This window comes from Flavobacterium sp., from assembly GCF_035195345.1.
In the GTDB taxonomy this organism is placed as follows: domain Bacteria; phylum Bacteroidota; class Bacteroidia; order Flavobacteriales; family Flavobacteriaceae; genus Flavobacterium.
Genome location: NZ_CP136574.1, coordinates 2,409,775 through 2,424,736, shown reverse-complemented (window position 1 = coordinate 2,424,736; position 14,962 = coordinate 2,409,775). Strand labels below are relative to the sequence as shown.

The 14,962-nt window shown below is 32.4% G+C and carries 14 protein-coding genes; 8 read left to right on the top strand and 6 right to left on the bottom strand.

What is annotated here, in order from left to right; genetic code table 11:
* The first annotated feature begins 55 nt into the window (after positions 1–55).
* Positions 56–934 (top strand): phospholipase A, encoded by an 879-nt coding sequence (locus tag RSE15_RS11250; RefSeq protein WP_324068651.1) that lies wholly within the window; start codon positions 56–58, stop codon positions 932–934.
* A gap of 9 nt (positions 935–943) precedes the next feature.
* Here RSE15_RS11250 and RSE15_RS11245 read toward each other — a convergent pair whose 3' ends face one another.
* Both RSE15_RS11245 and RSE15_RS11240 read right to left on the bottom strand, forming a co-directional pair.
* Positions 944–2,500, bottom strand: coding sequence for an NAD(P)/FAD-dependent oxidoreductase (locus tag RSE15_RS11245; protein WP_324068650.1), 1,557 nt, complete (start codon positions 2,498–2,500; stop codon positions 944–946).
* A 47-nt stretch (positions 2,501–2,547) separates the two neighbouring features.
* Complete coding sequence (locus tag RSE15_RS11240; protein WP_324068649.1) at positions 2,548–3,594, bottom strand: DUF2891 domain-containing protein; 1,047 nt, start codon at positions 3,592–3,594, stop codon at positions 2,548–2,550.
* 57 nt (positions 3,595–3,651) lie between these two features.
* On the opposite strand from RSE15_RS11240, the gene RSE15_RS11235 reads away from it, so the two are divergent.
* Positions 3,652–3,885, top strand: a complete 234-nt coding sequence (locus tag RSE15_RS11235) for a hypothetical protein (protein ID WP_324068648.1) — start codon at positions 3,652–3,654, stop codon at positions 3,883–3,885.
* Positions 3,886–3,972: 87 nt separating this feature from the next.
* On the opposite strand, the gene recQ is transcribed toward RSE15_RS11235, so the two are convergent.
* Positions 3,973–6,168 (bottom strand): DNA helicase RecQ, encoded by a 2,196-nt coding sequence (recQ, locus tag RSE15_RS11230; RefSeq protein ID WP_324068647.1) that lies wholly within the window; start codon positions 6,166–6,168, stop codon positions 3,973–3,975.
* An 85-nt stretch (positions 6,169–6,253) separates the two neighbouring features.
* On the opposite strand from recQ, the gene RSE15_RS11225 reads away from it, so the two are divergent.
* The 4 genes from RSE15_RS11225 to lptB all read left to right on the top strand — a co-directional run bounded on the left by RSE15_RS11225 (position 6,254) and on the right by lptB (position 9,312).
* The gene (locus RSE15_RS11225) at positions 6,254–7,219 is read left to right on the top strand and encodes a KpsF/GutQ family sugar-phosphate isomerase (RefSeq protein WP_324068646.1); all 966 of its coding nucleotides are present in this window, start codon (positions 6,254–6,256) and stop codon (positions 7,217–7,219) included.
* A complete protein-coding gene (gene tatC / locus RSE15_RS11220; protein ID WP_324068645.1) occupies positions 7,219–8,040 on the top strand; it encodes a twin-arginine translocase subunit TatC in 822 nt (273 codons plus the stop codon). Before RSE15_RS11225 ends, tatC begins: the two co-directional genes overlap by 1 nt.
* Positions 8,041–8,042: 2 nt before the next feature.
* Positions 8,043–8,393, top strand: coding sequence for a carboxymuconolactone decarboxylase family protein (locus RSE15_RS11215; RefSeq protein WP_324068644.1), 351 nt, complete (start codon positions 8,043–8,045; stop codon positions 8,391–8,393).
* 121 nt (positions 8,394–8,514) lie between these two features.
* Complete coding sequence (gene lptB, locus RSE15_RS11210; RefSeq protein WP_324068643.1) at positions 8,515–9,312, top strand: LPS export ABC transporter ATP-binding protein; 798 nt, start codon at positions 8,515–8,517, stop codon at positions 9,310–9,312.
* Between the two features lie 234 nt (positions 9,313–9,546).
* On the opposite strand, the gene RSE15_RS11205 is transcribed toward lptB, so the two are convergent.
* Both RSE15_RS11205 and RSE15_RS11200 read right to left on the bottom strand, forming a co-directional pair.
* Positions 9,547–10,398: a glycoside hydrolase family 25 protein gene (locus tag RSE15_RS11205; RefSeq protein WP_324068642.1), complete on the bottom strand. Its 852-nt coding sequence runs from the start codon at positions 10,396–10,398 to the stop codon at positions 9,547–9,549.
* Positions 10,398–11,141, bottom strand: a complete 744-nt coding sequence (locus RSE15_RS11200; RefSeq protein WP_324068641.1) for a CDP-alcohol phosphatidyltransferase family protein — start codon at positions 11,139–11,141, stop codon at positions 10,398–10,400. Before RSE15_RS11200 ends, RSE15_RS11205 begins: the two co-directional genes overlap by 1 nt.
* Before the next feature lie 211 nt (positions 11,142–11,352).
* Here RSE15_RS11200 and RSE15_RS11195 point away from each other — a divergent pair, with 211 nt between their 5' ends.
* Together RSE15_RS11195 and RSE15_RS11190 are read left to right on the top strand one after the other, a co-directional pair.
* The gene (locus tag RSE15_RS11195; RefSeq protein WP_416380772.1) at positions 11,353–12,342 is read left to right on the top strand and encodes a putative type IX sorting system protein PorV2; all 990 of its coding nucleotides are present in this window, start codon (positions 11,353–11,355) and stop codon (positions 12,340–12,342) included.
* Positions 12,343–12,386: 44 nt separating this feature from the next.
* The gene (locus RSE15_RS11190; protein ID WP_324068637.1) at positions 12,387–13,511 is read left to right on the top strand and encodes a lipoprotein N-acyltransferase Lnb domain-containing protein; all 1,125 of its coding nucleotides are present in this window, start codon (positions 12,387–12,389) and stop codon (positions 13,509–13,511) included.
* 32 nt (positions 13,512–13,543) lie between these two features.
* Here the strand turns inward: RSE15_RS11190 and RSE15_RS11185 are convergent, their stop codons facing one another.
* Positions 13,544–14,926, bottom strand: coding sequence for an exopolysaccharide biosynthesis polyprenyl glycosylphosphotransferase (locus RSE15_RS11185; RefSeq protein ID WP_324068635.1), 1,383 nt, complete (start codon positions 14,924–14,926; stop codon positions 13,544–13,546).
* Positions 14,927–14,962: the final 36 nt, after the last annotated feature.

Sequence of the window (14,962 nt, the reverse complement as noted above, 5' to 3'; positions counted from 1 at the left end):
TGTTTAAGAAACCTTTTATTTTTGTATATTAGAATTCATTTTAGAAAAAAGACTCATGCACCAATTCACTTGGCTATTTTTTTTACTATCATTCACAATCTACGGACAAGACTATAGTAAAGACACCACGATTATAACCAAAACCTACTCACAACGTTGGGAACTAGACAAAGCAAACAAAAAAGGAACTTTTAGATTAATATCATACAAACCTATTTACTTAACGGCAGGAAGAATATCAAGCAATCCAAACAAACAGCCAAAAAGCGAAAACCCAGATTACTCAGCCACAGAAAGTTCTCCTTATAAACATGTAGAAGCTAAATTTCAATTGAGTTTTAAAACAAAAATTATTCAAGACTTGTTGTGGGGAAATGGTGATATTTGGTTAGGCTATACACAAAAAGCACATTGGCAAATCTACAACACCGATATTTCAAGAGCCTTCAGAGAATTAAATTATGAACCTGAACTAATTTTTAAATACCCAATACATTTTAAATTTTTTAGTGGGCAATTCAAATCTATTGGAATTTCTTTAAACCATCAATCAAACGGAAAAGATCTTCCTGGCTCTAGAAGTTGGAATAGAATTATTTTTCATACTGGATATGAAATTAACAATTGGATTGTTACATTAAATCCATGGATAAGAATAGCTGACAAAGAAGATGAAAACCCGAAAATTACCAAATACATTGGAAATGGAGAATTGAATATTGCTTACAGTTATAACAAACACCAATTTTACTCAATCATTACACATCCATTTACAAGTTTGGAAGGAGGAAGTATTCAACTGAATTATGTGTTCCCAATAAAAGGTCATTTACGAGGTCAAATACAAGCATTTGAAGGCTATGGAGAAACTATGATTGATTACAATCACAGACAAACAACTTTTGGAATAGGAATTTCTTTTGCAGATTGGTAAGATATAGAATTACAAGCTCTCCGCAATTTTTAAAGCACATTTTTCACCATCAATAGCCGCTGAGATAATTCCACCTGCATAACCCGCTCCTTCTCCACAAGGATACAAACCTTTGATTTGAACATGTTCCAAAGAAAAATTATCTCTTGGAATTCTAACTGGAGATGATGTTCTACTTTCTGGTGCATGTAAAATGGCTTCATTCGTCATGTAACCTTTCATGGCTTTTCCAAATTGCACAAAACCTTCACGCATAATTTGCGATAAAAATCCTGGAAAAACTTGCCCCATTTCTACCGAAGTTGTACCGGGAACATAAGATGTTTTTGAGATATCTTTTGAAACTTTATTTTGCGTAAAATCAACCATTCGTTGTGCAGGAACTTTTTGAGTCTGCCCAGCTAAATGCCATGCTTTTTGTTCGATGGCTTTTTGAAATTCCATTCCCGCTAACGGCCCGAATTTCTCATATGGTTTGAAATCTTCCAATTTTAATTCGACTACAATTCCAGAATTAGCTGTCGCTTGATCTCTTTTTGAAGGTGACCAACCATTCGTAACTACTTCGCCAGGAGCGGTAGCACAAGGTGCAATTACCCCACCTGGACACATACAAAACGAATACATACCTCGACCATTGACTTGTTTTACAATGGAATAAGGTGCTGGAGGTAAATAATCACCTCTAAAATCGCAGGAATATTGAATTTGGTCAATCAATTCTTGTGGATGCTCAGCTCGAACACCCAATGCGAATGGTTTTGCTTCTATATGAACGCCTCTTTTATGTAACAATTCGAAAATATCTCGAGCCGAATGTCCAGTAGCTAAAATCACTTTATTAGATGAGATAACATCACCATTTTGAACCACAACACCTTGCATTTCGTTGTTCTTGATTACGAAATCAGTCACACGAGTTTCAAAAAGTACTTGCCCACCACATTCGATGATTTTCTCTCGAATATCTTGAATAATTTGTGGTAATTTATTAGTTCCAATATGCGGATGTGCTTCGACCATAATATCTGGCGTAGCTCCAAAACCTACTAAAATGGCTAAAATTCTGTCAATATCACCGCGTTTTTTAGAACGAGTATATAGTTTTCCATCCGAATACGTTCCTGCGCCACCTTCGCCAAAACAATAATTTGAATCTTCATTTACGATATGATCCACATTAATTGCTTTTAAATCGCGACGACGACCACGAACGTCTTTTCCTCGCTCTATAACGATAGGCTTTAAACCTAGTTCAATTAATTGCAAAGCAGCAAACAATCCAGCTGGACCTGCTCCTACAACAATAACTTCTTGCTTATTCGTTACATTTGGATAATCAGGTAATTCTATTTTTTGCGCTTTATATTCTTCTCCAATCAAAAAAACATTCGCCTTGATATTCATTTTAATAGCTTTCTGACGCGCATCGATAGAGCGTTTTAAAATATCTACTTTTTGAATTTCTTTTGGGCTAACCTGAAATAACTTAGCAACATGTTGGGCTAACAAACTTTCGCTTGCAGCTACTTCGGGTGAAACTTGAAATTGAAATTCGCGAGGCATAAAATGAATTTAAAAATGAATTATTTTGCAAAAGTAAGCATTTGTAACTATTTTTTTGCTTCAAATGCTCGTAAAGCAAACGAAGCCAACCAATGTTCGCCTTCATAATTACCATCAACAATAGAGGGCAAAGAGAAAGACAAATGAGTATCAGCCATTGATTTCAAATGAGAAAATTCTTTTGGATAATGCTGTATCAAATCATACAAATTCCAAGATCTACTAAAATTAAGTCCATCTAAATGCACTAAATGTCCATCAGTTCTATCCGATACTTTTGCGACTTCCCATTTCCATTTTTTAGAAAATAATTGAGGCGCAAATTTTTTAACCCATAAAAGAAACTCTTTTTCAGGAAGAATTCGTTGCATTATGGCTACTTCTTCCATGCATGGAGAAAGAAAATCTGTACCGCTTGGCTCCCAATTAAAAGGACAATTCTCATCTTTTAAAAACATACGTTTTGCATTTACTTTAATACTGTTTTGCAAAGCAATATTACCAGAAAAAACGGCATAATCCCAAGCATTTGTTAGTCCAAAAGCAGTATTAGAATGTGTTCCAACACGAATAGGATATAAAAGTTTTGGCAAAAATTCGATATAACGTTTGATAATTAAATTAGTTAACGGACGAAGATTATCAGCCAATTCTTTAGCATACAAATCATTTGAAATTTCTAATTCATGTTGTAACTTTAACAACCAATTCCAACCATAAGTTCGCTCGAAAGATTTTTCATGTGTTTTCTCAAAATATAGCATTTCTTGAGCTATATTCTCTTTAGAAAGATTAATTTGAAGCTTCTCTATAATGAGTTCTTTATCTTTTAAATTTTCAAAGTTAGACAACAAGTAAACTAAACTCCAATGCCCATGCACCGAAGAATGCCAATCAAAACAACCATAAAAAGCAGGATGTAATACTTTTGGAGAAAGTAATTCGGTTTCATTCAGTAAAAGTTGATTTAGTTTATTAGGATATTCTTGCTGTAAGCATTTTACAGGTAAACTCGCCAAATGATTTGCTTCATCAATTGTTAAATTTTGTGAGAAGGCGATACTAGTAACCAGAAAAAAAAGCACACTTTTCATAACAAATAGTTTTTTCAAATTTAGTAAAAACTTACCTTTGAAAAATAGTTAATTACGATGTCAAGAAAAATAAAACTAATTTGGGATTTTAGAGGAGAAGCTTCTGCTAAAACTGCTGAACATCATGATATTCATTTAAAAGAATATTTAGATGAAGAAAAAATAACGTTAGAAAAAACAGGCTTTGAAGTTTTGAACGAAATACATGCAATTGCTTTCATTGTGGTAGAAGAAAAAGACATGATTAGGTTTAGAGATGTTTTAAAACCGCACCGTGGGGAAATATTTTAAACAAAAAATCAATAAAAAAATCCAAAGTCTATATTAAACAAATAGACTTTGGATTTTATATTTTTATTCAGAAATTGGAAATTAATCTTAATTCGCAACCTCACTAATAAATTTAATACGCATAAAACGTAACTCTTCGATATCATAATCACCGTCAAATTCTTTTAAGGCATCTTTTATATTATCCGATTCGGAGTCCATGAAATAATCGTGAATTTCTTCTTGTTGGTCTTCATCTAAGATTTCATCTATCCAATACCTGATATTTAACTTAGTTCCTGAATAAACAATTTGCTCCATTTCTTTTAGCAGACCATCCATATCCAATCCCTTTGCTTTGGCAATATCATCTAACGCTAACTTTCTATCTACGTTTTGAATAATATACAATTTCAATCCCGAATTGGCCCCAGTAGATTTCACTACCAAATCATCAGGGCGAATAATGTCGTTATCTTCTACATATCTATTTATCAAATCAACAAATGGCTTTCCGTATTTTTTAGCTTTTCCTTCTCCAACGCCATGCACATTGCTTAACTCATCAATTGAAATAGGATATTTTAACGCCATATCTTCCAAAGAAGGATCTTGAAAAATAACAAATGGAGGAACGCCCATTTTTTTTGCTTCTTTCTTGCGTAAATCACGTAACATACCCATTAAAACCTCATCTGCAGTTCCCGATGATTTTGCGGCTGTTACAATGGCTTCATCTTCTTCTTCATTATATTCATGATCTTCAGACATCAAAAATGAAACTGGTTTTTTAATGAATGCTTCACCTTTTTCAGCCATTTTTAAAACCCCATAGGTTTCAATATCTTTTGTAAGTAATCCTTCCACTAATACTTGACGAATTAAAGCCATCCAATATTTTTCATCAAAACCAGCACCACTACCAAAATAAGACTGAGTGTCGATTTTTTGGGCTTTAATCACGGCATTTACTTTACCCACAAGCGCTAAAACTACCTCTTTTGATTTGAATAATTGTTTGGTATCTCGAACTACTTTTAATAAGGTAACTACTTGATCTTGTGCTTCTACTTTCTTTTTTGGATTACGAACATTGTCATCCATATCGGCACCATCACCATTGATATCATCAAATTCTTCACCAAAATAATGCAATAAAAACTTACGACGCGACATAGAAGTTTCAGCATACGCCACCACTTCTTGCAACAAAGCAAAACCGATTTCCTGTTCGGCAACAGGTTTTCCTGAAAGGAATTTTTCTAACTTTTCAATGTCTTTGTCCGAATAATACGCCAAGCAATGACCTTCACCCCCATCTCGACCAGCACGACCTGTTTCTTGATAGTAACTTTCTAATGATTTTGGAATATCGTGGTGAATTACAAAACGAACGTCTGGTTTGTCGATTCCCATACCAAAAGCAATGGTGGCTACTACGACTTCGACATCTTCCATTAAGAACATATCTTGATGTTTCGCACGTGTTTTAGCATCTAAACCAGCATGATAAGGAACTGCACTAATACCATTTACTTGTAATACTTGCGCAATTTCTTCTACTTTTTTACGACTTAAACAATAAATAACGCCAGATTTCCCTTTATGTTGTTTGATAAATCGAATAATATCCGATTCAATATTTTTAGTTTTAGTTCGTACTTCGTAATATAAATTTGGTCGATTAAAGGAAGCTTTAAACGTATTAGCATGAGGCATATCTAAGTTTTTCAAGATATCTTCTTGTACTTTTGGAGTAGCTGTTGCGGTTAATCCGATCATCGGCACGTCGCCTAAAAGACGAACAATATTTCTTAAATTACGATATTCTGGACGGAAATCATGTCCCCATTCAGAAATACAGTGCGCTTCATCTATGGCCACAAAAGATAATTTGACACCATTTAAAAACTCAATATATTCTTCCTTAGTTAAAGATTCTGGAGCTACATACAATAGTTTAGTTACACCTGAAGTAATGTCTTTTTTTACTGTAGCAATCTCTGTTTTATTTAAAGAAGAGTTTAAAACATGGGCAATTCCATATTCAGAACTCAAGCTTCTTATAGCATCTACTTGGTTTTTCATTAATGCAATCAGTGGAGAAACTACAATAGCAGTACCCTCTAACACTAATGCTGGTAATTGATAACAAAGCGACTTCCCTCCTCCAGTAGGCATAATCACAAAAGTATTGTTTCCTGTAATAATGCTTTTAACTACTTGTTCTTGAAGTCCTTTGAATTGACTAAAACCAAAATATTTCTTTAATTCTTTATGTAAATCAATTTCGTGTGGATTCATTCTCTATTAATATGATTTTACCTAAATTTGCAAACATAAAGATACGAATTTCTTTTATACATACAAATTTTTTAATATTTCTATTTTGAGCACAATTGAAACCATTTTAGCAACAGCTAAACGAACCTTACTTTCTGAAAGCCAAAGCATTGAAAACTTAGTAAACTACTTAGATGCTGACTTTGGTAAAAGTGTTACGGAGATATACAACACCAAAGGAAGACTTGTAGTAACTGGAATTGGAAAAAGCGCCTTAATCGCTCAAAAAATTGTTGCTACTTTGAATTCAACAGGCACTCCTTCTATGTTTTTACATGCTGCTGAAGCCGTTCATGGTGATTTAGGCATGGTACAACCTGAAGATATTGTAATTTGTATTTCAAAAAGCGGCAACAGTCCTGAAATAAAAGTTTTAGCTCCCTTATTAAAACGATTTGGAAATACTTTAATAGGTATGACAGCCGATAAGAATTCGTTCTTAGGAAAAGAATCTCATTACATTTTACATGCTTATGTAGAAAGTGAGGCTTGTCCAAATAATTTAGCACCCACTAACAGCACTACCGCACAACTAGTTTTAGGAGATGCTTTAGCGGTTTGTTTAATGGAAATGCGCAACTTTAAAAGTGAAGATTTTGCAGTATATCATCCTGGCGGCGCATTAGGAAAAAAATTATTGCTACGCGTAAAAGACATGTTAGATACTACTCACAAACCTATGGTGACTCCAGATGCATCCATCAAAAAAGTAATCATGGAAATCTCGGAAAAACGTTTAGGAGTAACCGCTGTTATTGAAAATAATCAGGTTATTGGTATCGTAACGGATGGCGATATTCGTAGAATGTTAAACACGAGAGACACTTTTACAGATTTAACAGCCAATGATATTATGACTAAAAACCCTAAAAATATCAATTCTACTGTTCTTGTATCGGAAGCTTTAGACATTTTGGAAAACAACTCCATTACCCAATTAGTAGTAATTGACAATAACGAATACAAAGGAATACTTCACTTACACGATATTTTAAAAGAAGGAATCGTATAATGGCAGAAAAAAACATAAAAGAGATGTCGTTTTTAGATCATCTCGAGGAATTACGTTGGTTATTAGTTAGAAGTTCAGCTGCCATTTTAATTGGCGGTGTTGTTGCTTTTTTCTTTAGTGATTTTATTTTTAACGAAATTATTTTTGGCCCCAAAAGTCCTGATTTTGTTACCTATCAGTTCTTCTGTGAATTGGGAAAATATGTTGATATGCAAGAAACAATGTGCATAACAGAAATCAATCTCCCTATCCAAAACAGAGAAATGGGCGGACAATTTTCAATGCACATGTGGACTTCCATAACTGTAGGATTCATTTTTGCATTTCCTTTCATTTTATGGGAAATTTGGAAATTCATAAGTCCTGCGCTCTATGAAAAAGAAAGGAAATATGCTGTGTCTTTTATCATTGTTTCTTCATTCTTATTCTTTGTTGGCGTATTATTTGGCTATTATTTAATTGCACCATTATCAGTTCAATTCTTTGCAAGCTATATTGTGAGTCCAGAAATCAGCAATTCAATAGATATTGACTCGTACATTAGCTTAATGAAAACATCAGCAATTGCTAGTGGATTGTTGTTTGAATTACCAATTATTATTTTCTTCCTTACGAAAATAGGATTAGTAACTCCCGAATTTTTAAGAAAATACCGAAAATACACCTTAGTCATAGTGTTAATTGTGGCAGCAATTATAACACCACCAGATGTATTAAGTCAAATTATTGTTACAATTCCAATTATGATACTCTACGAAGCTAGTATATTAATCAGTGTTTTAGTAGTAAGAAGTCAAGAAAGAGAAAAATTAAACGCATAAAAATGGCAGATTTAGTAAAAGAATTCAACGATTACCGTTCAAAAATGAACAAAAAATTATTAGCTGACAACAACAAAGTCATCAAAAGAATTTTCAATGTAGATACAAATGCTTACATGGAAGGTGCTTTAGATGTAAAAACCAAAGAGCTTCTAGGCTTAGTAGCTTCAGCCGTTTTACGTTGCGATGATTGCATCAAATACCATTTAGAAACCGCCTATAAAAATGGCGTTACTAAAGAAGAAATGATGGAAAGCATGGGAATTGCAACTTTAGTAGGCGGAACGATTGTAATTCCTCATTTAAGAAGAGCTTATGAATTTTGGGAAGCACTTGAAGAAAGTGTTCAATAAACAGAATTCAGTAGGCAGAAAATAAATTATTATTAATTCGTTTAACTGTTAAATTGTTTATTTGTTTATTTGTATCATAATGTCTTTTAAACTCATAACCTTTTAAACTCATAACCACACTATGAAGCTTAGAGCAGAAAATTTAGTTAAAACCTATAAAAAAAGAAGTGTAGTAAAAGGGATTTCCGTTGAAGTAAATCAAGGTGAAATCGTAGGTTTATTAGGCCCAAACGGAGCTGGAAAAACCACTTCATTCTACATGATTGTAGGTTTAGTAAAACCAAATAGCGGCAATATTTATTTAGATGATATGGATATTACTAACTTCCCAATGTACAAACGCGCACAAAATGGGATTGGCTATTTAGCTCAAGAAGCTTCTGTTTTTAGAAAATTAAGTATCGAAGATAATATATTAAGTGTTTTGCAATTGACATCACTTTCTAAAGAAGCGCAAGAAGCTAAAATGGAAGAATTAATTGCAGAGTTCGCATTGGAACATATTCGTACCAATCGTGGTGATTTACTTTCGGGTGGTGAACGTCGTCGTACTGAAATTGCGCGCGCTTTAGCAACCGATCCTAAATTTATTCTTTTAGACGAACCTTTTGCAGGAGTCGACCCAGTTGCTGTGGAAGATATTCAACGAATTGTAGCCCAATTAAAAAATAAAAATATCGGGATTTTAATCACCGACCACAACGTACAAGAAACTTTAGCGATTACAGACAAAACCTACTTAATGTTTGAAGGTGGAATTCTAAAGGCAGGAAAACCAGAAGAATTAGTAGCAGACGAAATGGTAAGACGAGTTTACCTTGGACAAAATTTCGAATTACGTAAAACAAAAATTGATTTTGATGCTCCAAAAACAACCATCATTCATGGTAAAGGAGAATTAAATTTAAATAAAGAGTAGTTTTTTTGGGTACACAAAGTTTCACGAAGTTTAACACGAAGTTACACTAAGATTTCTTTCTTTAAAAGTATTTTTTCGGTTCAAGAGATAATTGATAGCATGACAAACTAAGCATCTATTCTAATGTGATCTATGTCAAGTGAAACGACTATTAACAGAAAGCAAAACAATGGTGGCTATGTGTTTAAAGAATATTGTGCATTGTGCATTCTTTGTGACCTTAGTGGTTAAAAATCACCGCATACACTTCAACAACAACTTGTTTTTATCTCCATTAAAAATATTCAAATCCACCATACCTTGAACACCTGTAATTTGAGCTTTCTCTGTGAATTGCCAAAACTGCCAATCCGATTCTAAATCGTTTCGCCAAAAATTATAATTAGCAATCCAAAGCGGGTATTCTGAAAATTCTTCTCTCAAAAAATCAGTATAATAACTTTCTCCCGAATAAATAATTGGTTTTACCTTGTAATGTTTTTCAACTTTTTTTAACCAACGACGCAATCCTACTTTCAAACTATCAATAGATTGTTTTCTTGGCAACTTTTCAATATCTAATACTGGTGGTAAATCGCCTTTTTCTAATTTTACGTTTTTGATGAAATTTTCAGCTTGTTCGATCGAATTTTCGTTGGGACGATAATAATGATAAGCACCGCGAATCAATTGACGTTTTTTTGAGGCTTCCCAATTTTCCTTAAATCTTTTATCAGTTTTGTTTTTTCCAGCGGTAGCACGAATAAAAACAAAAGACAATTCAAACGATTCATCGATATGGTAGGTTTGCTCCCAATCGATTTCGCTTTGATATTCTGAAACATCAAAACCAATGGCTTTATTATCGTGTTTATGCAACACTTCATAAATTCTAATATCTGCTAATTTGCGTTCATCAGCAGACAATTCATGAGAATATTTATCAGTTTTAAACCCTAAATAATATAAAAATCCATCTCTAAATTTATAGATTCCTAAGAGAACAAAAAAGATAAATACAAATACAAAAAACCTAATAACCCATTTGCTTATCGAATTGGATTTTTGTTTGGAAGGATATTTTTTTCTATAAATTTTGGCAGCCATTACTCTTTAGCCATCATTTTATTACTGATTACAGAAACCAATACATAACTGATAATAATCAACGGAATGGCTACGAAACCTAGTAGCGAAAAAGAAAACAACGACCCAATTAAAAACAAAATTTGCATTTTATATTTTGCCCAAGTAAACTCTTTTATTTTTAATGAAAATAAAGGAATTTCGGCATTTAGAATATAAGCACTTATTATTGTTATAGCTAAAAGTATAAATGGATTTTTAACTAACATTCCTGCCCATTGATCTTCGTAAGAAAATCTTATCATTGGCAAACTCATAATAAACATAGCATTTGCGGGTGTAGGTAATCCAATAAAAGAATCTGTCTGACGAGTATCAATATTAAATTTTGCTAAACGATAACATGAAGCTAATGTGATTAAAAAACCTAAATAAGGTACAAATCCCATATACCATGTATCTTCTGTTAAAAAATATGGAGATGTACTATCAATTTGTAAATTCTCAATTAATTTAAAAATCATCAAACCCGGGACAACCCCACAAGTAACCATATCTGCCAACGAATCCAACTGTAATCCTAAATCACCAGATACATTATACTTTCTAGCAAAAAAACCGTCCCAAAAATCAAAGAAAATACCTAAACAAACAAACCAAAATGCTTCAGCTTCTTGATCTCTAAATATTGCTATAACAGCTAACAATCCACATGTAAGATTTAGTAGAGTGATAAGATTGGGAATATGTTTTTTAATTTGCATACAAATAGGTTTAAAATACGGCTAATGCAAAGCCTTAAATAATATACAGCAAATGTAATACAATAAGTTAATACTTTTAGAGTTTACTATTTAAGAAATTTATTTCATCTTTGTAAAAAAATTGGCATTGAAAAAGACCACTTTATATCTTCTACTTGGATTTAGCTGCATAGCTTATGGGCAAACCGTTAGAAAATATTCAAATGATTTTATGAATATTGGCGTAGATGCAGCTGCATTAGGAATGGCTAACGCTGTGGTATCTCATTCCGGCGACGTAAATTCTGGGTACTGGAATCCGGCTGGTTTATTAAAACTAGAAGACAAACAGTTTTCATTAATGCACGCTAGCTATTTTGCAAATATTGCACAATATGATTATGCCGGTTTTGCAATGCCAATCGATGATCAAAGTGCTGTGGGAATATCGGTTATACGTTTTGGCGTAGATGACATATTAAACACGACCCAATTAATTGATAGCGAAGGCAACATTGATTACAATAGAATTTCACTTTTTTCTACCGCAGATTATGCTTTTACCGCCTCGTATGCTAGAAGCTTACCCATTGAAGGATTAAATTATGGTGTCAATGCAAAAGTAATTCGCAGGGTAATTGGAGATTTTGCCAACTCATGGGGATTTGGACTAGACCTAGGTATTCAATACATTAGTGAGGACGAAGATTGGAAATTTGGTTTAATGCTTCGCGACATAACTACTACTTACAACACCTGGACAATAGACGAAGAAAAGTTTCAAGAAATTGCCGATGCTATTCCGGGCGAAAATCAGGAATTGCCCGAAACCAGTGAAATTACGCTTCCAAAAGCGCAATTAGGAATGTCAAAAAAATGGATAGTTCGTTACGATTACAGTATTTTAGCGGCGACCAATTTAAACATGCAATTTGCTAAAACTAATGATATTATTTCAACAAATACCATAAGTATTGATCCTGCACTTGGATTGGAATTTGGCTATATTAATTTGGTTTATTTAAGAGCCGGCGTTGGTAATTTTCAACAAATCACACAAATAGACGATTCTAAAAAACTTAGTTTTCAACCAAATATTGGGATAGGATTTAAATACAAAGGTATTCAAGTAGATTATGCATTAACCGATCTAGGCGATCAAAGTGCAGCTTTGTACTCCAATATATTTTCATTAAAAGTAGATTGGGAATTGTTTAGATAATTATAGAAGCAAGAGAAAAGAAACAAGACGAAAGACTTTATAAAATGACAAAAAAAATACTTTTCGCTCTACTTATTTTAATTTCTTTTAATGGGTTTTCCCAAAATATTTCGCTCTCAAACCAAGCAAAAGTTAGTATTTTAACTTGTGGTTTAGGACCAGAATCCTATGCGATGTATGGACATACTGGCATTCGCATTCAAGACAGTTTAAACAATCTTGATGTGGTTTATAATTATGGTGCTTTTGATTTTAGTACGCCCAACTTTATAGGCCGATTCATTAAAGGGGATTTGCAATATTTTGTTACTAATGGAAGTTTTATTGACTTTTATTACAACTATCAAGTGGAAAATCGTGAAATAATTGAGCAAGAATTACAGCTAAATCCAAATCAAATAAATAGACTATTTCAACAATTAAACCATTCAGTTTACAGTGATGAACGCTTTTATACTTACAAATTCATAGACAGAAATTGTACAACAATGGTTGTGGATAAAATCAATACTATTTTAGGAAAAGAATACATCAAATCAAACATATCAAATCAATCTTACCGAGAAATTTTATATCCGTACATGACTAATTTTTATATGAAATTAGGCATTCAATTGATATTTGGTACCAAAGTTGACAAACCTGGAACGCGTCTATTCTTACCCTATGAATTCAAAGAAGCTATTTCAACAACAAAAGTAAATGGAAATAAAATTGAGAAGAGTGATGCTAAAATTCTTCAAGTAACCAAACCTGAAACTCATTTTAATTGGTTCAACTCTATTTATTCATTAATTACAGTGCTTTTATTTTTAGTGCTTTTGAATAAAAAATGGATAAAAATGAGCTATTTTATCTTTGCTGGATTATTGGGGCTTTTCTTCTCTTTAGTGGGATTGTATTCATTACACGAAGAAATCTTATGGAATTACAACATCTTATTATTCAATCCGCTGTTACTGATTTTTGTATGGTATTACAAAAAAGAAAATCGAGATAAAACAATACTTTTAGGAAAAATCATACTAGCAATGTTGCTTATCTATTTAGCTTATATGACTACTAAAATCCATTTGGAAATTGTTTGGCCTTTTATAGCACTTCATTTTTATTGGATAGTAAAAATTGTGTTACAAATTAAAAGATCAAAACAAAGTACTTCCTTTTAAACTCTTAAAATTTTTAACTTTCTAAACTATTTTTATTGCCCTCTAAAGAATAAAACCGTACTCATCGTTTTTATTACAATATCAACATCTAAAAACAAACTTCGATGCTTGATGTAATATAAATCGTATCGCAATTTCATCAAACTATCCTCTAAATTAGAGCCATAAGGATAATTCACTTGTGCCCAACCAGTTAATCCAGGCTTAATTACGTGACGTGTTTGATATAATGGAATTGACGCTGCAATTTGATCCACAAAAATAGGGCGCTCTGGTCTAGGACCTATAATTGACATTTCACCTTTTAGTACATTAATAAATTGTGGAAATTCATCTAATCGTGATTTACGAAGAAACTTTCCAAAAGGAGTGATTCTACTATCATTGCTTACTGCAAATACTGCACCATTTTTCTCAGCGCTTTGCACCATAGTTCTCATTTTATAAATTGTAAAGGGAATACCATTTTTACCAACCCGTACTTGTGTGTAAAAAAAACTTCCATTGTTAGCAAAAAGGTTGATTATCCATAAAAAAGGGGCAATAAAAAAAAAGAAAATCAAACCTAGAGTTGAAAAAACAATGTCAAAAAAACGGGTGTAAAAAACAAAAAATTTATTTTGATTACTTCTACTAAAAGGGAAAAACTTGTACAATTCCTTCTCTTCAAAATTTATTGGTAAACGATAAGTTGTATTCTCATATACCTGATTGTATTTTCTAATTACTACTCCCTTTTCAAGTAGTTGCAATAACTTATTGTACAAATCTACAGATGTTAATTTATTATTTATAGTGGAAACTACTATTTCAGACACATTATTTTTACGAACAAATTCATCTAAATTTTCTTGTAGAACTCGCTTTACTTTTACTTTAATTGGAACTTCATCAATAGCTACATAACCAACTACTTTATAATGAGGATTAAATGTTGCTAATTGTCTCAATAAATCATTGATATCTTTACTATTACAAACAAAAATTACTTCTTTCATAAATCGATTAGAAGCTAAGAAGACAATATAAATATACCGCCAAATAGATAACGAAAACAAAATAGAAAAGAAAAAGAGTAAAATTTGCAAACGATTAGAGGGTAAAATCGGAGTATAAAAAGGTGTTAATAAATAAAATAATACGGTTACAGATGTTGTAAGAATAATACTTTTTGAAATTTGAAATCGATTACTAGCAATTTGTAAATTATACATTTCAAAAATAGTACCAAAAAAACTAATATAAAATGCTAATACAATGGTCCAATAAAAATTAGTTTCTGAAACTCTGAAATAATGAAAATTTGTGTAATACCCTATTAATGTTAAAGTTAGTATGGACGAAAAAACATCCATTACACGCAATAATATTTTGCGTTCAGAGATTTCAAAGTGTATTTTTTTTGTCGAATTCATAATTTGGGCAATTATCGTATACAAAGAAACAAAATA